Source organism: Mangrovibacterium sp., assembly GCF_041596335.1.
GTDB lineage: Bacteria > Bacteroidota > Bacteroidia > Bacteroidales > Prolixibacteraceae > Mangrovibacterium.
Window position 1 is genome coordinate 20,268 of the sequence record NZ_JBFHIT010000029.1, and the last position, 19,978, is coordinate 40,245.

Here is a 19,978-nt window from a genome sequence, read left to right on the forward strand (position 1 = left end):
GCAAATGTGCGCTGCTCCGGTTGATTCCGTTTTGTATGAGAAGGCAACAAAATCAGTTTGTTTTCCGATATCGCCAAATAGCTAAGCCGAGGAACGAAATGCCAATGATTGTCAATGACACAAATTCGTTGAACAGGTCGGCAAACCCGGAGCCTTTCAGGCAAACCATACGCATAACGCGAATGAAATAATAAATCGGGTTGAGGCGATTGAGCTGTTGCGCCCAATGCGGCATACTTTCAACGGGAGTAAACACGCCCCCCATCAGAATGAAGACCATCATAAAAAAGAAGGTAATAAACATCACCTGCTGCTGTGTTTCGGTTACCGTAGAAATAAACAGTCCAAGCCCGAGAACGCCAACCAGGTAAAGAGCGCCAAAACCGAACAGCAACACCAGACTTCCTTCAATTGGTAAATTGAAAACGATACGAGCGATTACCAGTCCAAAAGTCAAATCGAGCAAGGCAATCACCAAAAAGGGCAATAACTTTCCAACAATGAACTGCCACTTCTTTATTGGCGTAACATTCAGTTGTTCAATTGTTCCCATCTCTTTTTCGCGCACCAGATTCATTCCCGACAGGAACATTCCGATGATAGTTACCAATATCGACAAAATGCCGGGTGCCATATACCATTTGTAATCCAGCTCGGGGTTGAACCAGTAATTGTCGTGCGATTCAACACGCATGGGTGGGTTAAAATCGGGCAGACTTTTCCAATCCATGATGATTTGCTTATTGAACGCCGCGACAATGCTCCGTGTGTACTGGTAAATTAGCGAGGCTTTGTTGCCGTCGATGGCATTGATCAGAAGCTGAACATCGGCTTCATCTTCTCGCACCAGCGAACGTTCGAAGTCAGGCGGAACGACCAGCACGAAGTCCGATTCTTCACGTTTAAGTTGATTCATTCCGTCCTCCAAATCAAACGACGAATCGTGTATGCGAAAGAAGGGCGACGCTTCGAAGTGATTGATCAATCCGCGGCTGGTATCCGACAAATCCTGATCGACCACATACAGGTCAACATTTTTTAGATCGTAAGTTGCAGCAAATACCAGCACCAGCATTTGCACCAGCGGCAACATCACAATCATCCGCAACATGGTTTTATTCCGTAAAACCTGGATGAATTCTTTTTGAAGGATGTATCCTATTGTTCTCATATCGAGCTACAAGTATTTAGCGGCAAGCTGCAAGAGTTGCCTGCCTCGTTGTTATTGTCCTTTATTCTAACTTCGTTGAAGTCCTGAGATCATTTTTTGTTCTACCTGAACGTTTCCGGCTAATTCTACAAATTTTTCATCCGACAGAAATTCTAATTTATTGGCAATAATCAGCTGAATTTCCAGCTCAAAAGCTGCTCCAAGCGAGATATCCAGAAATCGACCAAAATCATTATCCGAGTTTCTCCCCCGAGCCTTCTGCAATATTCGAGGGAACTGAGACAGCTGCTCTGCGCATTTTGACCCGTCAGTCCGTAGACTTCTTCTTTCGGAACTCTTTTGAAGAACGATATACATCGACAGCCACATCGATTCCGTGTTGCCATACTTTCAGCTTCTTAAAATCTTTCATTTTAATGGGTTTTTATATGCTATTTATCTGAATCCATATGCTTGTAGTTAACTACTTGCAGCGTCACTCCAATCTCGTTTTGAACTTCTTTACAGCAACGGTCACAAACACTGCTGCCATAAAAACCAGGATCAATGTTTCTTTCCAAACATAGGCGAGACCCACGCCCTTCAGCATAATATTTCGGAGAATGACGATAAACCAACGCGGCGGAATGATGTGCGAAACCACTTGCAAAGGCAGCGGCATATTCTCGATGGAAAAGATGAATCCGGAAAGCAAAATGGTGGGCAGCATCAATGCGATTACGGAAATAAACATGGCTACCATCTGGGTTTTTGCCAGCGACGAAATCATGATCCCCAGACACAGTGCCATTAGAATAAAAAGGATGCTTTCGCCCAATAGTAGCACCCAACTTCCTTTTATCGGGACACCAAAAATAAAGTGGCCGATACCCAAAATAATGATCGCGTTGATGAACGACAATAGCAGGTAGGGCGTAACCTTTCCGAGGATAATCTGCACGGGGCGCAAGGGAGAAACCAGCAAAATTTCCATCGTTCCAAGTTCTTTTTCCCGGGTAATTGAAATCGAAGTCATCATGGCTGAAATCAGCATCAGAATCATGGCCATAATGCCCGGCACAAACATGTACACCGATCTCAATCCTTCGTTGTAAACCATGCGCACTTCCGGTTCAATCTGCATCGGAAGATGCAAATCGCCCATCTGTTTGAGAATATAATCGTTGATGATGCCGCTGGTGTAAGAAGCCAACATCTTTCCAAGGTTGGGGTCGGAAGCGTCAGTAATGATTTGCACATCAGCTTTGCCCTCACGTTTCAACTTTCCGCTAAAATCGCGACCAAACACCACCACTTCCTTTACCTGCCCCTTTTTTAAAATGGCTTCAATATCGTTGGTCGTTTCCAAATTTTGGTCGAGTAAAAAGTAACCCGACGATAGCAATTTGGCGGTGATTTCCTGTGTTGTTTCGTCTTTCGACTGATCGTAAATGGCTATCCGGGCATCTTTTATTTCGTTGGTGATAACTGTACCAAACAGCATGAGCTGAATAATCGGAATACCAAACAGGATAATCATTGTTCGCTTATCGCGAAAAATGTGAAAGAATTCTTTTTTAACAAACCCTAGGAAACGGTTCATATCTTGAGTTTTTCGATTTTAATACTTTAATTGATTAACCACAGAGTGACACTGAGTTTTGCACAGAGTATCACAGTGAGGTTAGTTCGCCAACCGTTTAATTCCATGTTTTAGTGATGCAACATTGAAATTCAATAGCAAGCCAATTTTGCATCCCGATAGTTTCAAATAGGTCAACACCTGAGCAACGTGAACCTCCGTTAGCGATTCAACAGATTTAATCTCAACAACGACTCTGTTTTCCACCAACAAATCAACTCGATAACCAGCGTCTAACTTAATTTCCTTATAAACCAACGGCAACGCTTTTTGCTTTTGCACCAACAATCCAGATTGAAGCAACTCATAGAACAAACACTCTTCATACGCACTTTCCAATAAACCGGGCCCTAACGCCGTATGAACGCTATAGGCACACTTCAAAATCTGCTCAGTAATTTTATTGATCTCCATAGGTCGCATATTAAAACTCTAAAAACTCAGTGGTGTACTCCGTGTGACTCTGTGGTTAAATCAGTCGGTTCTGGTTGCTGAACGAGCTAACTGCAAGAACACCCCATTCATATCTTCCGAGTCGAATTGTTTTTTCAAGGCATCGGGCGTATCGAGAGCGGCAATTTGTCCATCGACCATAATGGAAACCCGGTCGCAATATTCGGCCTCATCCATATAATGCGTGGTTACAAAAATGGTTTTGCCCTCGGCTGCCGCTTCGTAAATCAAGTCCCAAAACTGCCGGCGCGTAATCGGATCGACTCCTCCTGTCGGTTCATCGAGAAAAACGATTTGCGGGTCGTGCAGCAAAGCAATCGAGAAGGCCAACTTCTGTTTCCATCCCAATGGTAACGAAGCGATTAGCTTGTTCCGCTCGGTTCCGAGCCCCAGCTTTTGCAACATCAGCTGCTCCTTTTCTTTACGCTTTTGGGTTGAAAGACCATAAATCCCGGCGTAAAACCGAATATTCTCGGCAACAGTCATGTCTTCGTACAACGAAAACTTTTGGCTCATATAACCGATGTTGCGTTTGATCTGCTCTGCCTGCCTGTACACATCGTACCCACCAACCATGAGCTCGCCCGATGTAGGACTGCTCAAACCGCAAAGAATGCGCATGGCAGTGGTTTTTCCGGCACCATTCGCTCCCAAAAATCCAAAGATCTCGCCTTTGTACACATCGAAGGTTAGGTGGTCGTTGGCCACAAAATCGCCGAACTTTTTGACCAGGTTTTTGACCGATATTACAGGTTTCGTTTTATTCATTTTGCCATTATTCAATCGTTAAGCACTGCCTTTGAACTTTCAGTTGGCTATTCCCCATTAAAGCCATAAAAACGTCCTCTATTCCTGCTTGGATGAGAGAAGATTGCACATGCCGGTGGTTTAACTGTTCGAGATACATTTTAAGCTCTTCCGGTTTTAGCCGATTATTAGCTGGTGTAACATGCACAAACTGCCCAAAGGCATAAGCCGTTTCAACCTGATCCCATTTTCGCAGATCCTGAATCAAACGGTGCATATCATCGGAGCGGACTGCCAATAGCGGTCGCTCGTAATTAGCGACAATGCCCCCGGGTGAGTCAATGCTCAGTATTTCGCCCTTCTGCATCAAAGCCACACGGTCGCACAAGCCGGCCTCGTCCATGTATGGTGTCGAAACCAGAATGGTGATATCCTGCTGTTGTAATTTCTTCAGCATCTCCCAGAATTCCTTCCTTGAAACGGCATCCACACCGGTAGTTGGCTCGTCTAAAACTAAAATTTCGGGTTTATGAATGAGGGCGCACGAAAGGGCCAACTTCTGTTTCATCCCGCCGGAAAGCTTTCCGGCCAGCCGATTTTTGAACGGCTCAATCTGCACGTAAATATCGCGGATCAGCTCGTAGTTTTCTTCGATCGTGGTTCCGAAAACAGTGGCGAAAAACGAGAGATTTTCTTCTACCGTCAAATCCTGATACAGGGAAAACCGGCCAGGCATATAGCCCACCATCCGACGAATTTCGCGATAATCTCTCACCACTTCCAACCCACCCATTTGAGCGTTTCCGCCGGTTGGCAGCAACAGAGTCATCAAAATTCGCATCAAACTGGTTTTTCCAGCCCCATCCGGACCAATCAGCCCAAACAACTCGCCTTTTTTAACCGAAAACGAGATGTCTTTCAACGCCTGAACGTTGTCGTAGGATTTCGATATATTTTGGACTTTTATCATATCAAGTATTCAGTGTTCAGTCGCAGTGATCAGTTGGCTTCGCCATTGCAACCAAACTTCTTTGGATTTAAAATCATATAATTTATAAGCTTTCCGATGGATTTATTCTCGTCCACCAGTTCTTGAAATTTGCTTTTACTAATGTATTCACAAGCCAAAGCAAAATTCAACCATACAAGCGTTTCACTATTTTCACCGTCTGAATCTGTCAACTTGCGGACAAAATGCGTTGGATAATTCCGCGTTCGATAAGCTTCAGCAATATTCGCACAAACTGAACGGGATGACCGTCGAATCTGATCGGTCAGTGAATATTTTTCCTCTTTTGGAAAATCCTTAGTGATTTTAAAAATCTCCATCGCCATAGCAAATGCTTTTTGATAAGCTTCTAAACCATGAAACTCCATATTGAATTCGTTTTTGATTTTTGAAACAGGTTGCTATTCCGTTAGTGATCACCGATCACTAAAATCGAACCTCGCCCGGCATTCCAATTTTCAAACGTCCATCGTTTTTCACTTTCACTTTCACAGCGTAAACGAGTTTCACCCGTTCTTCTTTGGTTTGAATGATTTTTGGCGTGAATTCAGCTTCGGGCGAAATCCAGTCCACCACACCGGTCAACTGTTGGTTTGTCGTTTTATCCTGGTCGATTAGCACCTGAACCTGTTGCCCCAATTTTACCGATGGCAACTGAGCGCCACTAACATAAACACGCAGATCAAGTTCCGACAAATCGGCCAGTTTCACCAGTGCTTTAGCCGGTGCTGCCAACTCGCCCAACTCGGTGTATTTTTCGAGAACAGTGCCGTTTAGCGGGCTCTTGATCACCGACTTTTCCAATTGATTTTTAGCCAGTTCGATCTGCGCGTCCAACACCGACAGCTCACTATCAATCGACACAAACTGAGTTTTCTGACTCTGAATTTGCTGTTCAATCACCCGAACCTGACCATCGACATCGTCGAGCGTTTGCTGTGTGGCAGCCTTTTCTGCGAATAATTTATGAGCCCGGGCTTGCGAGATTTTTGCATTCTTTAGCTGCTGACTCAGCACATCGATTTGCGAGCGCAGGTTGATTTTTTTCGTCTGAGTGGCTTTTTTTTGCGCTTCCAGTTGCAGAATTTGCAAACGAACGGTACTGCTATCGACCACCGCCAACACATCGCCCTGTTTCACCTCGCGACCTTCTTCTCCTTCAAAGCTCAACAATTTTCCGGCAATTTCAGAGGAAATAATGGTCTCGTCGGCCTCGAAGTTTCCGTACGCGTCCGATTTTTCGTTTCCGCCTGTACACGACAACAAAGCGGACATAATGAACACTAATAAGAATATTCTATTCATGATTTTTCTGTTTTTATTTATTCTTGTCCGAGTAAATTCCGGTAACTAATTTTGGCCGCCTCCAACTGCACTTTGTGAGTTTCGAAAATTATCCTGGCGGCCATTTCGGCATTCAAGTCCTGCAAATAATCTGCTGCGGTTATTGTCCCGTTCTCCAGCTTCGACGCTGAACTTTGGGTGATGCGTTCCTGCAGCCCAATCAACTCCCGGTCACTTTCCAAGGTTGAATTTATTCTGGCTATTTTGCGGGACTCGCTGTCGAGGGCGATGTTGATTGTTCGCTCAAACTGCACTTGCTGCGTCTGCACCATTTGCTGCTGCAACTGAATAACCTCTTTGCTTCGCTCGGTTTGTTTCCAGTCGAACAAAGTCCAGTTTAGACCGACACCAACCAGGTAGTATGTATCAAAATCATCGTTCAACATATTCAGAGCCGGGCGTCCGTAGCCAGCCTGCCCAAAACCAAACAGTTTGGGATTGCGAGCCTTCCTGGTGAGCTCCGAAGAAACGGCCAACAACTCCGATTGCTGATGAAACAACTCCATCTCCGGACGTATTATTTCTGCAGTCGCTTCCAATTCGCTGGTCTCTATTTTTAGATTCAGCAAACTGGCAGTCTCTTTTCCGGTGAGAATAGCCAAAGCAGACAGCGTAGTTTCGAGCGAGGAACTCAACTCGAGCTGCTGCTGTTTCACTTTGATCAATTCGGCCAATAGCTGATCGAGATCGGATTGCAAAATAGCCCCATTGTTCAGGGCTCCTTCCATTTGCTGCTTTTGCGCTTCTAGCGTTTCCTGTTTTTTGGCTAGCAAATCGAGATTTTGCTGAATGAGAAATGAGGAAAAAAACAACGAATTAACCTGCTCCTTCACCTGATAAAGATTGACTTCAACAGCTTGCAGGTCGACTCGACTGGAAACGTTCTCCATCTCTTGACGGGCTTTTGTTATGCCACCGTCCCAGATATTTTGCTTCACATCCAGATAGGCTTTGTACTGGTCTTTCGAGACTGTCGGAATATCAACTCCAGGCAACGAAATTCCAATATGCGTTACCGCTGACTGATAGCTGGCCTGCGCGTTCAGATCGATCTGCGGCAACCATGCAGTCTGGATATTTTCCAGCTTTAAACTGCTCATTTGCCGATAGATTTCCAATTGCTTCAGGAACGGGTGAGCTTCTCTTGCCCACTCCTGACATTCGTTTAAACTGACCGGTTGCTGTGCTTTCAAAACCTGCAACGGCAAGAGCAAACACAATAAAATAATGCTTCTTATTTTCATCAGTAAGTAATTTGTTTTTTATTGTCTGACGGAACACACATGTTGCTAAAAGCTATTTCCGTTTGATGCTTGTATTCGGCGTAACATGTTCGTTTCATACATAGCTAATCGGGTTGAATGGCCTTCAATACAAACTGTTTGACTTCGTCTTTGCGTTCAACTAAAAATTGTTGCATCCCCGGATCGTCTCCATGAAAAACCACCTGCCGCACCATCGGTCGCACAGCGAACGGAAAAACACACAAACCAATCACATTTAAAACCAGATGTTCCGGTCTCATTCGTCGGATAACTCCTTGTTCCATCGCTTCATTTAGCATTTCAAAAATTGAATCCGGAGAAAACCCCTTCCGCTCGATAAAGCTGAAAAAGAGCGAGGCATCGCGATTTATTTCCTTAATAATGAATGCCGGCAAAAACGGATGCTTCAGCAGCAGATCAATATAAACATCAATCACTTGCTCTACTTTCGCTGTAATCACTAGCTCGGACTGCAGAATTTGTCCGATCCGGGGGAACGCAATCCCAATCAACTTTGTAAAAATCGCGTCGAAGAGCTTTTCCTTGCTTCTAAAATAATAGTGCAACAGCGCTTTATTGATGCCTGCCCGATCTGCGATTTCCTGCATTCGGGCTCCATCCATGCCCTTCTGAACAAACACATCAGTAGCTGCTTCAATTATCTTTTCTTCTGTATTATCCTTTTTAACTTCCATTTTACACCTGGTTTAACTATTTGGTTAAATCATGCGGCAAACATAAAACATTCCGAATAAAAAGTCAATAGTTTTGACCATTTATTTTAACCACTTGGTTAATCCGTCTTTTTAGCAATTAAAACCTGACAATACATCCCCAGCCGGCACCAACTTACACCCTAGCTATGCAAATTAACTCACTGCTCGATATCTGGAGGCTTTTCGGTTCGAATAGTTCATGATTAATAAAGAGGCTGCAATAACAACCATTCCGGAAATCGAGAGAAGTTCTGGCTTTTCGTCCGGCATAATTAACCAGCTCAAAATAGCTCCGGTTACCGGGATCAGAAATTTCCAGGTATTTAGCTCAGAAACTTTCACACCCGGCCGGTTCAATAGCGTAAACCAAATAGCGAAGGCTGCAGCCGATAAAAAACTCAGCCATCCCAGAGCTACAAAATACTCCGGAGCAACAGCTTTCAGTCCATATCCTTCAATCGGTATGGAAATAAACAACAAGGCAATGCCACCGAAAAACAAGGACGAAGAACTCAACACCACCGGAGAAACCCGATTTGCCCCTTTAGAGACAATCACGTTTGAAAAACCTGAGACTAGATTATTTGCCAGCAGCAAACCAACACCGATCAGACTAATTTTTACGGCATCAGGCAAACTTGATTTACCGAAACTAATAATGGCAACACCTGCTACCCCCAACAACAAACTGCCCATTTTCATGCGATCCATTTTGTCGTTATGCGAACTAAAATGCGACACAGTAGAGATAAACAGAGGCGACGAACCAATAATCATGGCTGAGATTGCCGCGGGAAGCAAATTAATTCCGGAATAGAAGAGCATGTACTGCAACACGGTTTGCAATCCGGCGATCAACCCGATGAAGCGCCATTCTTTTCGAACTTCAACCCAGTAATTTTTGCGGTTATTAAAATAAACCATCAGCATAATACCGGACAAAATAAACCGAACACCGGCAAATTGGAACGGCGTGTGATATTTCAACCCAATTTTTACACCTACAAAGGCGGAAGACCATAGCAAACAAGCGACAATAGCCAGGAATATGGTATTTGAGAAGAGTCCTTTTTGATTCATGCTGCAAAGGTGATCAAAAATCAACAGAATGAAACAAACCATGATGTTAATTGAAGATCAAATACCAGGATGAAACCCAACGGGCTACAAATTGGCTCCGGGTATCAACATCATTCAGATCGACGAACTTCAGCCCAATCAACAAGGGGCACCGGAAGGTCGTAGACCGGAAATAGCTTTTTTTGATCGACTAACGCAAAAGATTCACAACGACTAATTTAGACTCAATCCAACTCAACCACAGAGCACTTATGCTCAGTTTTTAATTATATTTGCCCTCTCCAGACTAAACGACAAACAGGAACATTGCAGGACATGGATGAAAAAAAATGGTTTGCGCAGATTTTCAGCATGCACTACGACTACATCAGAAATTATCTGTACTACCTCTCCGGCGATATTACGCTAGCTGAGGATCTGTCTCAGGATGCTTTCCTGCAAATTTGGCACGATCGAAACAACGTGTCACACGAAACGGTTCGCTCATACCTTTTCACCATTGCCAAAAACCAGTACCTGAAATACTACCGTCGTAAATCAATCCAACTAAATTTCACGAACTCACTTATTCTTGAAAACGACAATGAATCACCTGAATATGTGATTGAGTTAAAAGAATTTGACCTGAAGCTTCAAGGTGCACTCGCAAAGCTACCCGATAAAACTCGGGCGGTATTCCTGATGAGTCGGATTGATTCGATGAGCTATAAAGAAATAGCGGCAAGCCTAACTCTAAGTGAAAAGGCGATTGAAAAACACATCTCAAAAGCCTTGAAATATCTGGCAGAAAACGTTGACAAGAACATAAAGCAGCGGCATTCAAAATGAGATTGAAACCGCCGTTTCTATTATTTCACGACAGTCTCCCCTAAAAGAATCATTCGCTTCGATTCTGAAAAAACAGCCCATTTTGATCACAGCTCCGAAAAAATAAATAAAAAAAAACAACTTTCAGGGTAGGGTATCTCGCCACGAAAGGATATTAAGTTCAGAAAGCAACAAATGTCAAAAGCAAGTAAAAATAGTCTTCTCTGCACGTTCCTGGTTCTTCCTGACAAGCAAAACAGGATTGACGAGCAAACACGTGCCTACCGCGTGCCGGCCCGAAAAGACAAACCGGCTGCTTTTGATGAAGTTCTTGCAAAGATTGAAGACGCTAAAGTTCAGCAGATTTTAACCAAAGCACCGGTAATAAAATCAGGCTATCGGGCGGCAATTTCAATCGCTGCAGTTCTGGCGATAGTCTTTCTTGCTCAGTTTTTCTTGTTCTCTCAAATTACATTTGAGACACACGAAAAATCGATCTCGTTTCGATTGCCGGATAAATCGCGCGTAGTTTTAGGTACGAATAGTACCCTCAACTACCCTAAATATCGTTGGAACAAAAAACTAAACCTACAGGGCGAAGCCTATTTTGAAGTGATAAAAGGACAATCATTTGTTGTGGAAACCGGCAAAGGAACTGTTCGTGTTCTGGGAACCCGTTTTACGGTTGCGGAAATAGAGAATCTGATGAAGGTAGGGTGCTACGAGGGCAAAGTTGTTTTCAACAAGAACAATACAGAAGTAATTATTCCGGCGGGAACAAGCAGTTTTTTTGAACAGGGCAACTTGGTAAAAAACGAAAAACTGGAAGTGGACTATCCCAATTTGGCCTTTTTCCGAGGTTCCTATTCTGACGATGACCTTCAGACTGTTCTGAGCTCTTTAGAAGATTTTTTTCAGGTATCCATCCATCTTGAAACCCGGAATCCGCAGACGTTTTCCGGTCAATTGGAAACAGGAAGTTTAAAAGTGGCTTTAAATATTATAAGTGAATCGTTGAAACTGGACTATAAATTTGAAACTGGCGAAAACATTACAATTAAAGAAAAACCAGAGGAGCTAAGAGAAGAAAAAAAGCAAAATCAACCATTGTACTTTTAGTTGGTGCTCAGAATGCTTTCATCGTCAATTTTGTGACGAAACACGAAACGTTTAAAAAGCCAACCAGCCTGGAAGCACAAGTAATTTTTATTAATTCACCACATTTACATACGTGTAAATATATTTCTAAAAGCAACTAAAGGTATCCTGTGGTGGGATACCTTTTTCGCCACTCCTGCACTCCGGAAAATTGTTCCGACCCAAGTAGTTTATGCGACTGACAAATAATGGAATTTACCAGTGCTTAAAAATTCCATTCAACACCGAAGCGAGCTGAAAACCGTTGCATGTTATTATCGTTCTTCTCGTACAATTTCTTAAAATAAAAGGTGTACTCCGGCGACAAGGTTAAGCCCAGGTGCTTATTGATACTATACTTCAAAATAGCGCCTCCGACAAAACCGGCCATATTATCGGCATAAGCTGACGACACGTAGCTGCCATCCGAAGTTGTGCCATCCACTTTATCAGTTACCTGTTCCGAATCATAAACATATTCAAGCTTTAGACCGGGTGAAACAAACAATCCAAATTTGTTTTTGCTCCACACCCGAAAATCAAACCGCGGGTCAATGTTGAAGTAACTCAATGTCATCTCTGTTTGAGTGAGGTTTGCCCCATCGTAATACTGCCCGTAGCTGTACTTCCCAAATCGAGATTCGATCCGAAAACGAACGATGTCCGAAAATTGATATCCAAGGTCTGCGCCCCAGCTATAATCGGCTCCTCCATCCTCAAAAATACTGTAGTTGTTATAATTGTAATATTTGTTTGTCGTATTGTCCCAGCCGGTATTCAAATTGATAAAAAAGCGCGATTGCGAAAAACTCAAAACGGGAACTGTAAGAATTGAAAATAAAATGAAATACTTCTTCATGTTGCAATTTTTAAATTGGTTGTCTGTTCTGACGTAAAAAAACAAAGTTGATCATGTCCCCCCATACTGCCAAACAGAATCAACGGTTTCAGCAATTCCTTCAATGGTTACAGTAATTTCATAGATCAAAGAGTCAAGCCCCCCCACTTTACAACCGTTATTCCACTGTTCCTAGTGAAAAGCCAACGACCCAACTTTATTAATTGCCTATCTCCGTTTTTCATCCTACTTTTGCGCTCAATTTATTGAAAACAAGAAAAAAGCCTGTCAATCGTTCGTCGCAGAAAATGTAATAGGTTTTGAAACTTGTTTTTTTTGAAACATGAAGCTTTGCATATGAAAAGGGTTGTTATTGGCTTATCCGGAGGAGTTGACTCCAGTGTTGCCGCGTATTTATTGAAAGAACAGGGATACGAAGTTATCGCGTTATTCATGATTAACTGGCATGACCGAACAGGCACGCTGACTGGTCAATGTACATGGGAAGACGATGCGTTAATTGCTGAAATGGTGGCCAAGAAACTAGATATGCCGTTTCACATTGTCGACCTAAGTGAACACTACAAAACGCGGGTCGTTGACTATATGTTTGACGAATACAGCAAAGGTCGTACACCCAATCCAGACGTTTTGTGCAACCGTGAAATTAAGTTCGACATTTTCATGGACGAGTGTTTGAAACACGGAGCCGATTTTGTTGCTACCGGACACTATTGCCAGAAATCGGAGTTCAACAACGATGGACAAATGATTTACCAACTCAGGGCAGGCGCTGATACGAATAAAGACCAGAGCTACTTTTTGTGTCAACTGAATCAGGAACAGCTAAGCAAAGCGCTCTTCCCGATTGGCCATTTAGATAAACCGGAGGTTCGACGAATTGCTGCCGAGCAGCAATTACCAACTGCTACCCGAAAAGACTCGCAGGGAATCTGCTTTGTCGGGAAAGTTGACTTGCCAACCTTTCTGCAACAACAGCTCGAACCAAAAACAGGCAATGTGATTGAGGTAGCTGCCGACTTTGTTTGCAAAAAGAAACAGGTTGAAAAAACACCCGAAAACTTTCGCAAACTGTGCTTTTCCTATCCCTACAAACCATGGAATGGCGAGGTAATCGGCGAGCATCGCGGAGCACACTATTATACAGTGGGTCAACGCAAAGGACTCAATATTGGTGGTCACGAAAAGCCCCTGTTTGTTATCGGAACCGACGTGAAACGGAATATCATTTATGTTGGCGAAGGAACGGAGCATCCCGGATTATACCGCCCCGGACTTTTTATTGGCAATGAAGAAATTCACTGGATCCGCACCGACCTGGCGATGGAAGTGGGCGAAGTTCGCGAATACGATGTGCGTATCCGTTATCGGCAGCCGCTCGAAAAAGCGACGCTATTTCGTCAGGAAGACGGCATTTACATGCTCTTTCAGGATGAACAGCGAGGCATCACTTCGGGCCAGTTTGCGGCATGGTATCAAGGCGACGAATTAATTGGTTCGGGCGTAATTGCCTAATCGACGACCTACAGCAACAAGAGCAAAACCAGACCTTTTAGCGTCTTCAGCCTGCACACCTGCAAGCTAGCTACCGGCATGTTTTGACGATAATTTTTAAACCGAAAAATTGTACCTTTGGGGACATTTAAATAATCACACATGATCAAATCGATGACCGGCTACGGAAAAGCCGAATTTGAAACAGGGAACAAAAAAATTACCCTCGAACTAAAATCGCTTAATAGCAAACAACTCGATATCAACTCTCGCCTTCCTATGCTATACAGGGAGAAAGATTTGGTCATCCGCAAAGAGATTTCGGAAAAGCTGATTCGTGGAAAAATCGACTTTTCTCTGTACATCGAAAATCTGGGGGCAGAAAGTAATTCTGCGATCAACGAAAATATTGTTTCAGCGTATTTTAAGCAACTTAGTGCAATCCAAACCAACCTGGGACTGCCGGTTACGGAACAAATCATGCAGAACATCATGCGTTTGCCCGACACGGTAAAAACCGTGTATGAAGAGTTGGACGAAAATGAATGGATAAACATCCTTGCCCGCATTCAGGATGTGATTGCAACTTTGCTGGAATTCCGGAGTCAGGAAGGCCAGGCTTTGGATCGTGATATCCGTGGTAATATTGCCGACATTCAACAACTACTGAAACAAATTGAACCTTTCGAAGGGCAACGGATCGAAAACGTGAAGACACGCATCCAGGACAACTTAAATGAAATCGCCCTCAATGGCAACATGGATAAAAACCGGTTCGAACAGGAAATGATTTACTACCTTGAGAAACTGGACATTAACGAAGAAAAAGTTCGTTTAACCAACCACTGCGAATACTTCCTCGAAACCCTGGACAGCACTCAGGATGTGGGCAAAAAGCTAGGATTCATCGCTCAGGAAATTGGCCGCGAAATAAACACTATTGGCAGCAAGGCCAATGAAAGCAATATTCAACGTTTTGTTGTACAAATGAAAGATGCTCTGGAGCGCATTAAGGAGCAGTTGCTGAATGTACTTTAACCGGGCGCCGTTTGTCGGCACCAAAATTTTTGATTATTTTTTATTCTCATTCTCCGGCTTGAACGTTTCTCAAAAGGTTTTATTTTGCGAAACGTTTAACCCGGAATTTTGTATCTGAAACTATGCAAAAAGGCAAACTCATAATTTTTTCAGCTCCTTCAGGAGCAGGCAAGACCACAATCGTAAAGCATTTATTGCAACAGGATTTTGGATTAGAATTTTCTATTTCGGCTACCAGTCGTGCACCCCGGCATACCGAAACCCATGGCGTTGATTACTATTTCCTGAGTCCTGATGAATTTAGCCAAAAAGTTGCTGCCGACGAATTTCTTGAATGGGAAGAAGTTTATAAAGGAACCTGTTACGGAACCTTGAAATCGGAAGTGGAGCGAATTCGGGAAACGGGGAAACATGTTATTTTTGATGTTGATGTCGTTGGCGGGATCAATATAAAAAAGTTCTATGGAGATGAAGCCTTGGCTATTTTTGTACAACCTCCGTCAATTGAAGAACTGCGAAACCGGTTGGTTGGCCGTTCGACCGATGCCCCTGAAGTGATTGAAAAAAGGGTGGCTAAAGCAGCACACGAACTAACTTTTGCACCAAACTTTGATGTGATTCTGGTGAGCGAAGAGCTACCGGTGACACTAGCGAATGCCGATAAGCTGGTGCTCAGTTTTATTGGGAAGGAATAAAGTCGGGGGCAAAAGGCTACGCAACGGATATTGACAGTTGAAATCAGGAACTTAAAATCATGAAAGTCGGACTCTATTTCGGAACATTCAACCCCATCCATATCGGGCATATGGCGATTGCCAATTACATGCTCGAATATACCGACATCGACCGGCTCTGGTTTATCGTCAGCCCTCAAAATCCGTTCAAGAATAAAAAACATCTGCTGAATGACTATCAGCGTCTGGAGCTGGTACAGCGTGCAATCGACGATGATTACCGGTTCTCCGCCAATTCAATTGAGTTTAGATTGCCAAAACCATCCTACACCATCGACACCTTAGCTCACCTTCGGGAAAAGTACCCGAAACATGAATTTTCGATTATTATGGGTTCCGACAACCTGGAGTTTCTGCACAAATGGAAAAACTACGAGCAGTTGTTGGAAAACTACCACCTTCTGGTTTACCCGCGCCCGGGATTCGAATCAAGTGAATGGCTGAAATCCCCCAACGTTCAGTTGGTTGAAGCGCCATTAATGGAGATCTCAGCGTCTTTCGTTCGAAACGCGATAAAAGAGGGTCGGGACATTCGCCATTTCGTTCCCACTAAAACATGGCAATACCTGAGCGAGATGAATTTCTACAAGTAACATCCCGGTCAGGTATCAACCACATTTTTCTTCAAATTTTATTCGCTTTTCGCGACTCCAATTACTCCCATCGCAACGCGTGCACCGGCTGCTCCAGTTGGTTGTGAAACCAAATCATCTTCATCGGCGTGTACAATAATTCCGCGCCCCAATATTGATTCCGGCCCTTCCATCATCATTCCGAGATAGGTGACCTCATAGGTCGCGATCCCATCGGCGTTTGCTTCCAGATTTCCCAAATCGCCCACATGTCGCATTTCGCCATGTGGTGCTCCGTGATCGTGCCCCCCTGGGTTGAAATGACCTCCTGCCGAGGTTCCATCGGGTGCTGTTAAGTCACCAAATTCATGGATATGAAAACCGTGTTTCCCGGGTGTGAGTCCGGAAACTTCACCTTTAACCAGCATCCCGCTATCTGTTTTTGTAAAGGTAATTGATCCGGAAACCGAATTCCCCTCGGTAGATTGCAGCACACAAATGGCCTTTTCAACTCCGTGATCCATCGGAGCCTTCATTACTTTATCATGCATTACCATGTCGTGCTCATGACCTGTATCCGACTTAGGACCAGATGTACAAGCCTGAAATAGTAAAAACACGACCAGACCTAAAAAACCTGAATTTACGACTCTCTTAAGATTCATAATTAACTTATTTAAATAGAACATATAACTTTTATTTGGCTTTCCGGCTGCTGAAAAGTGCCGTATTACCTTCTTTTTTTAACCCCATGAATGGCTTAATTTCTTTTAGGCAATTTGGTTCACGAGCCATTCGGACCAACCGGAGCGACTAAAAACCAAAAACCCGCAAGCCGGTCGCTTCACAAGAGAACACCATCTTACATCCTATAAGTGGTATGCTACAAGTAACAATTGCATTATAAAATAGTTGATCAAAAAAACGCAAAGCTTTCATCTTGTTACGCTCATTCCTGTAGAAGTTAAACACACATACAGACAACGTATTTAGAACCTACAAGCCACACAATTCTGTTGCCAGAAGCTGTTAAAAGCGACACAATTAAATTACTTGCAGGCCAGACTTGCAGAGAAATCATAAGATAAAATAGCTTCTCTCTCAATAACAGGATAAAAAAACAATGTTGTACCCGGGCCGGTTGTTTGCGAACTGTTGCTATATTCGTTCTAAATTAGGCTCAATACATCAAACAGATGTAGATATTTCTATATTTGTATACAACTCCGAGTTCAGTGGGCTAAGTGCTTAGCATAGGCGCACTGAACCGATGGGTTAACACGGAAACATGTTGACCTCCCGATTCCGGCAGTGGCCGGATGACTTTGGAAAGGAGAAGACTACGGCACAGCCAGATTCGTATAATTTGCCTGAAACCCTCCCTTCCATCAACTATGAACCGGGAATTTCGTTTTAAGCATGACACAAACTTGGTCGAACATACTGTTGGTCGCCGGCTCCGGACAGAATTCGGGGAAAACAACTTTCATTTGCCAACTTCTCGGGCAACTCAGCAGTTTTAAACCCATCGCGATAAAAGTTTCGCCTCATTTTCATGCCCCAACTTCGGGGTTGAAAGTTTTAGCCGAAGAACCAAATTTCCAGCTCTTTGAAGAAACAGACCGCACGAGCCGGAAAGACAGTTCCCGCTATTTGCAATACGGAGCAAATCGCTCGTTCTACCTGCAGGTTAACGATTCGCACCTACAAACAGCCTTTGTGGCGCTACTACCCTATCTTGAAGCTTGTCAACCGATTTTGATCGAATCCGCGGCCATGCATCACATCGTTAGTAGCGGGCTGCTCGCTTTTATCACCCGCGAAAATGACGAACAAAAACCGTCAGCTGAAATCAGTAAAAAAGTGGCAGATGTGCTGTTCACGTTCAACGGACAAGAGTTCACACCAACAACAGAGCATTTAATTTTTGATACAGAATGGAAAATAATGTCAACATAAGCCTTGAGTACGCCATTAAGTTGGCCTATGAAAGGATTCGCGTTTTACCAACCGAGCAGGTTGATTTTCTGGAGTCGGCCGGGCGAGTTCTGGCCAAAGATGTCTATTCCGATATCAACATGCCGCCATTTAACAAATCGGCGATGGATGGCTATGCGTGCCGCAAAGTTGACTTAGGTAGCTGGCTCTCCATTCTTGAAGTGATCCCGGCCGGACGCCCACCGCAGTTTCGGATTGAAGCCGGACAATGCTCGAAGATAATGACTGGAGCTGCAGTCCCCGAAGGCGCCGACATCGTTTTTATGGTCGAACACGCCGAGGTGAACGAAAAACAGCAGGTTCGCTTCACCGGCACAAAAACAAGCAGCAATATCTGTCTTCTGGGCGAAGAACTGAAAAAGGGCGATTTGGTTCTGAAATCCGGAACAACACTCAAAGCACAACATATCGCCATGCTCGCATCGGTTGGTTGTACAAAACCCTTGGTTTTCCACCAACCAAAAGTTGGAATTATTTCTACCGGCTCTGAGTTAGTTGAACCGGATGTCTTTCCGCAGGTATCGCAAATTCGCAATTCAAACGGCCACCAAATGCAAATTCAGGCGAACGCCTGCCATTGCCAGGTAAAATATTACGGCATCGTTGCCGACAACGAACAAACGATATCTGAAACCATTGAGCGTTCTGTAAGTGAAAATTCTGTCACGCTGGTTTCCGGAGGTGTTTCGGTTGGCGACTTCGACCATGTTCCTAAAATCATCCGGCAATTAGGCTTCGAAATCCTTTTTAATAAAATTGCTGTAAAACCTGGCAAGCATACCACATTTGCAGTTAAGGATCACAAATACATTATCGGACTGCCCGGCAATCCGGTTTCATCGTTTATTCAATTTGAACTATTCGTGAAACCTTTTTTGTTGAAAATGATGAACTATTCGGCACCCGATGTTCAATTGCCACTTCCTTTGGCTGCCGACTACCATCGCCGAAAAGCAGACCGGCAAGAGTTCGTGCCTGTAAAAATCAACGAAAAAAATGAGGTTGAAACCGTTCGCTATCACGGTTCGGCTCACATATACGCCTACCACGACGCCTTCGGCTTCATGGTCATCCCGGAAGATGTCCGGACTATTTTAAAAGGAGAAACAGTCTATGTACGACCGCTTTAACCGCTCAATCAACTATTTGCGAATTTCGGTTACTGATCGCTGTAACCTTCGATGTAGCTATTGTATGCCAGCGTCCGGGATTCAACTAATGGAGCACGATGAAATACTCTCGTTTGAAGAAATTGAAGAATTCACCAAACTGGCTGTATCGCGGGGAATCAACAAAGTCAGACTGACCGGAGGTGAGCCTTTAGTTCGAAAAAACATCGTACAGCTTGTAAACCGGTTAGCCCTAATTGAAGGGCTGGAAGACCTATCGATGACAACAAACGGGATTTTATTGGCAAAATTTGCGGCAGATTTAAAAGCAGCCGGCCTAAAACGGGTGAACATTAGCTTAGATACGGTCAATCCGGATCGTTATTGCAAAATCACCAGAACTGGAAACATTCAAGATGTTTTCAATGGAATCGAGGCTGCTCAAAAGGTCGGCTTCAACCCGATAAAAATAAACTGTGTTTTGCTGGGTGAACCCGACAAGGAAATAGAACAATTAAGAAAATACTGTGCCGAAAAGGATTTGCAGTTACGCTTTATTCACCAAATGGATTTACAAAGTGGCGAATTTTCAAAGGTCGAGGGTGGCGAAGGAGGCAACTGCAAGCGCTGCAACCGGGTTCGACTACAAGCTAACGGAAATGTGAAACCCTGTTTGTTTAGTGACTTGGCATACAACATCCGGGAACTGGGCGCAGAGAAAGCGCTCGATCTGGCAATTGGCAATAAGCCGAAAATCGGAACGTACAACAAATCTGGTGAATTCTATAGTATTGGAGGATGAGAAATAAGGAGAGTCTCAGCTT

The 19,978-nt window shown here is 43.8% G+C and carries 22 protein-coding genes and 1 riboswitch; of the genes, 9 read left to right on the forward strand and 13 right to left on the reverse strand.

The window, feature by feature from the left end:
• Positions 1-52: 52 nt before the first annotated feature.
• From ABZD21_RS11465 to ABZD21_RS11515, 11 genes are all read right to left on the reverse strand, one after another.
• Positions 53-1,171, reverse strand: a complete 1,119-nt coding sequence (locus ABZD21_RS11465; protein WP_372775133.1) for an ABC transporter permease — start codon at positions 1,169-1,171, stop codon at positions 53-55.
• 66 nt (positions 1,172-1,237) lie between these two features.
• Positions 1,238-1,435: a four helix bundle protein gene (locus ABZD21_RS11470; RefSeq protein ID WP_372775134.1), complete on the reverse strand. Its 198-nt coding sequence runs from the start codon at positions 1,433-1,435 to the stop codon at positions 1,238-1,240.
• Positions 1,436-1,646: 211 nt separating this feature from the next.
• The gene (locus ABZD21_RS11475) at positions 1,647-2,753 is read right to left on the reverse strand and encodes an ABC transporter permease (RefSeq protein ID WP_372775135.1); all 1,107 of its coding nucleotides are present in this window, start codon (positions 2,751-2,753) and stop codon (positions 1,647-1,649) included.
• Between the two features lie 81 nt (positions 2,754-2,834).
• Positions 2,835-3,206: a GxxExxY protein gene (locus tag ABZD21_RS11480; protein ID WP_372775136.1), complete on the reverse strand. Its 372-nt coding sequence runs from the start codon at positions 3,204-3,206 to the stop codon at positions 2,835-2,837.
• A gap of 60 nt (positions 3,207-3,266) precedes the next feature.
• Positions 3,267-4,013 carry an ABC transporter ATP-binding protein gene (locus tag ABZD21_RS11485; protein ID WP_372775137.1) on the reverse strand — a complete coding sequence of 249 codons (747 nt, stop codon included), beginning with the start codon at positions 4,011-4,013 and terminating at the stop codon, positions 3,267-3,269.
• Positions 4,014-4,020: 7 nt separating this feature from the next.
• The gene (locus ABZD21_RS11490) at positions 4,021-4,962 is read right to left on the reverse strand and encodes an ABC transporter ATP-binding protein (RefSeq protein ID WP_372775138.1); all 942 of its coding nucleotides are present in this window, start codon (positions 4,960-4,962) and stop codon (positions 4,021-4,023) included.
• Positions 4,963-4,991: 29 nt separating this feature from the next.
• On the reverse strand, positions 4,992-5,369 hold the full coding sequence (locus ABZD21_RS11495) for a four helix bundle protein (RefSeq protein ID WP_372775139.1): 378 nt from the start codon (positions 5,367-5,369) through the stop codon (positions 4,992-4,994).
• 58 nt (positions 5,370-5,427) lie between these two features.
• Positions 5,428-6,306, reverse strand: a complete 879-nt coding sequence (locus tag ABZD21_RS11500) for an HlyD family secretion protein (protein ID WP_372775140.1) — start codon at positions 6,304-6,306, stop codon at positions 5,428-5,430.
• A gap of 17 nt (positions 6,307-6,323) precedes the next feature.
• Positions 6,324-7,589 carry a TolC family protein gene (locus ABZD21_RS11505; protein ID WP_372775141.1) on the reverse strand — a complete coding sequence of 422 codons (1,266 nt, stop codon included), beginning with the start codon at positions 7,587-7,589 and terminating at the stop codon, positions 6,324-6,326.
• Positions 7,590-7,693: 104 nt separating this feature from the next.
• Entirely contained in the window at positions 7,694-8,305 is a 612-nt protein-coding gene (locus tag ABZD21_RS11510; RefSeq protein ID WP_372775142.1) for a TetR/AcrR family transcriptional regulator, read from the reverse strand.
• A 174-nt stretch (positions 8,306-8,479) separates the two neighbouring features.
• Positions 8,480-9,406 carry a DMT family transporter gene (locus ABZD21_RS11515; protein ID WP_372775144.1) on the reverse strand — a complete coding sequence of 309 codons (927 nt, stop codon included), beginning with the start codon at positions 9,404-9,406 and terminating at the stop codon, positions 8,480-8,482.
• Between the two features lie 315 nt (positions 9,407-9,721).
• Here ABZD21_RS11515 and ABZD21_RS11520 point away from each other — a divergent pair, with 315 nt between their 5' ends.
• Together ABZD21_RS11520 and ABZD21_RS11525 are read left to right on the forward strand one after the other, a co-directional pair.
• Positions 9,722-10,234: an RNA polymerase sigma factor gene (locus ABZD21_RS11520; RefSeq protein WP_372775145.1), complete on the forward strand. Its 513-nt coding sequence runs from the start codon at positions 9,722-9,724 to the stop codon at positions 10,232-10,234.
• A gap of 174 nt (positions 10,235-10,408) precedes the next feature.
• Complete coding sequence (locus ABZD21_RS11525; RefSeq protein WP_372775146.1) at positions 10,409-11,332, forward strand: FecR family protein; 924 nt, start codon at positions 10,409-10,411, stop codon at positions 11,330-11,332.
• Between the two features lie 244 nt (positions 11,333-11,576).
• Here the strand turns inward: ABZD21_RS11525 and ABZD21_RS11530 are convergent, their stop codons facing one another.
• A complete protein-coding gene (locus ABZD21_RS11530; protein WP_372775147.1) occupies positions 11,577-12,209 on the reverse strand; it encodes a hypothetical protein in 633 nt (210 codons plus the stop codon).
• 336 nt (positions 12,210-12,545) lie between these two features.
• Here ABZD21_RS11530 and mnmA point away from each other — a divergent pair, with 336 nt between their 5' ends.
• From mnmA to nadD, 4 genes are all read left to right on the forward strand, one after another.
• Entirely contained in the window at positions 12,546-13,724 is a 1,179-nt protein-coding gene (gene mnmA / locus ABZD21_RS11535) for a tRNA 2-thiouridine(34) synthase MnmA (protein ID WP_372775148.1), read from the forward strand.
• 141 nt (positions 13,725-13,865) lie between these two features.
• Positions 13,866-14,741, forward strand: a complete 876-nt coding sequence (locus ABZD21_RS11540) for a YicC/YloC family endoribonuclease (protein WP_372775149.1) — start codon at positions 13,866-13,868, stop codon at positions 14,739-14,741.
• 122 nt (positions 14,742-14,863) lie between these two features.
• A complete protein-coding gene (gene gmk / locus ABZD21_RS11545) occupies positions 14,864-15,436 on the forward strand; it encodes a guanylate kinase (protein ID WP_372775150.1) in 573 nt (190 codons plus the stop codon).
• 59 nt (positions 15,437-15,495) lie between these two features.
• Positions 15,496-16,068, forward strand: a complete 573-nt coding sequence (nadD, locus tag ABZD21_RS11550) for a nicotinate (nicotinamide) nucleotide adenylyltransferase (protein ID WP_372775151.1) — start codon at positions 15,496-15,498, stop codon at positions 16,066-16,068.
• Positions 16,069-16,106: 38 nt separating this feature from the next.
• On the opposite strand, the gene ABZD21_RS11555 is transcribed toward nadD, so the two are convergent.
• Positions 16,107-16,712, reverse strand: a complete 606-nt coding sequence (locus ABZD21_RS11555; protein ID WP_372775152.1) for a superoxide dismutase family protein — start codon at positions 16,710-16,712, stop codon at positions 16,107-16,109.
• 547 nt (positions 16,713-17,259) lie between these two features.
• Positions 17,260-17,399, forward strand: a riboswitch (molybdenum cofactor riboswitch).
• A gap of 67 nt (positions 17,400-17,466) precedes the next feature.
• Here ABZD21_RS11555 and ABZD21_RS11560 point away from each other — a divergent pair.
• The 3 genes from ABZD21_RS11560 to ABZD21_RS11570 are packed head-to-tail and all read left to right on the forward strand — an operon-like array spanning position 17,467 to position 19,956.
• On the forward strand, positions 17,467-18,006 hold the full coding sequence (locus ABZD21_RS11560; protein WP_372775153.1) for a hypothetical protein: 540 nt from the start codon (positions 17,467-17,469) through the stop codon (positions 18,004-18,006).
• Positions 17,985-19,175 (forward strand): gephyrin-like molybdotransferase Glp, encoded by a 1,191-nt coding sequence (glp, locus tag ABZD21_RS11565; protein WP_372775154.1) that lies wholly within the window; start codon positions 17,985-17,987, stop codon positions 19,173-19,175. Before ABZD21_RS11560 ends, glp begins: the two co-directional genes overlap by 22 nt.
• Positions 19,159-19,956, forward strand: coding sequence for a GTP 3',8-cyclase MoaA (locus tag ABZD21_RS11570; protein ID WP_372775155.1), 798 nt, complete (start codon positions 19,159-19,161; stop codon positions 19,954-19,956). The genes glp and ABZD21_RS11570 overlap by 17 nt, the downstream gene beginning before the upstream one ends.
• Positions 19,957-19,978 lie beyond the last annotated feature (22 nt).

Coding starts and splice junctions, on each gene's coding strand:
- ABZD21_RS11525 (WP_372775146.1), top strand. CDS start 10,409: ATGTCAAAAGCAAGTAAAAATAGTCTTCTCTGCACGTTCCTGGTTCTT.
- ABZD21_RS11520 (WP_372775145.1), top strand. CDS start 9,722: ATGGATGAAAAAAAATGGTTTGCGCAGATTTTCAGCATGCACTACGAC.
- ABZD21_RS11560 (WP_372775153.1), top strand. CDS start 17,467: ATGACACAAACTTGGTCGAACATACTGTTGGTCGCCGGCTCCGGACAG.
- ABZD21_RS11500 (WP_372775140.1), bottom strand. CDS start 6,306: ATGAATAGAATATTCTTATTAGTGTTCATTATGTCCGCTTTGTTGTCG.
- glp (WP_372775154.1), top strand. CDS start 17,985: ATGGAAAATAATGTCAACATAAGCCTTGAGTACGCCATTAAGTTGGCC.
- ABZD21_RS11485 (WP_372775137.1), bottom strand. CDS start 4,013: ATGAATAAAACGAAACCTGTAATATCGGTCAAAAACCTGGTCAAAAAG.
- mnmA (WP_372775148.1), top strand. CDS start 12,546: ATGAAAAGGGTTGTTATTGGCTTATCCGGAGGAGTTGACTCCAGTGTT.
- ABZD21_RS11540 (WP_372775149.1), top strand. CDS start 13,866: ATGATCAAATCGATGACCGGCTACGGAAAAGCCGAATTTGAAACAGGG.
- ABZD21_RS11555 (WP_372775152.1), bottom strand. CDS start 16,712: ATGAATCTTAAGAGAGTCGTAAATTCAGGTTTTTTAGGTCTGGTCGTG.
- ABZD21_RS11510 (WP_372775142.1), bottom strand. CDS start 8,305: ATGGAAGTTAAAAAGGATAATACAGAAGAAAAGATAATTGAAGCAGCT.
- gmk (WP_372775150.1), top strand. CDS start 14,864: ATGCAAAAAGGCAAACTCATAATTTTTTCAGCTCCTTCAGGAGCAGGC.
- ABZD21_RS11465 (WP_372775133.1), bottom strand. CDS start 1,171: ATGAGAACAATAGGATACATCCTTCAAAAAGAATTCATCCAGGTTTTA.
- ABZD21_RS11495 (WP_372775139.1), bottom strand. CDS start 5,369: ATGGAGTTTCATGGTTTAGAAGCTTATCAAAAAGCATTTGCTATGGCG.
- ABZD21_RS11515 (WP_372775144.1), bottom strand. CDS start 9,406: ATGAATCAAAAAGGACTCTTCTCAAATACCATATTCCTGGCTATTGTC.
- ABZD21_RS11530 (WP_372775147.1), bottom strand. CDS start 12,209: ATGAAGAAGTATTTCATTTTATTTTCAATTCTTACAGTTCCCGTTTTG.
- nadD (WP_372775151.1), top strand. CDS start 15,496: ATGAAAGTCGGACTCTATTTCGGAACATTCAACCCCATCCATATCGGG.
- ABZD21_RS11570 (WP_372775155.1), top strand. CDS start 19,159: ATGTACGACCGCTTTAACCGCTCAATCAACTATTTGCGAATTTCGGTT.
- ABZD21_RS11480 (WP_372775136.1), bottom strand. CDS start 3,206: ATGGAGATCAATAAAATTACTGAGCAGATTTTGAAGTGTGCCTATAGC.
- ABZD21_RS11475 (WP_372775135.1), bottom strand. CDS start 2,753: ATGAACCGTTTCCTAGGGTTTGTTAAAAAAGAATTCTTTCACATTTTT.
- ABZD21_RS11505 (WP_372775141.1), bottom strand. CDS start 7,589: ATGAAAATAAGAAGCATTATTTTATTGTGTTTGCTCTTGCCGTTGCAG.
- ABZD21_RS11490 (WP_372775138.1), bottom strand. CDS start 4,962: ATGATAAAAGTCCAAAATATATCGAAATCCTACGACAACGTTCAGGCG.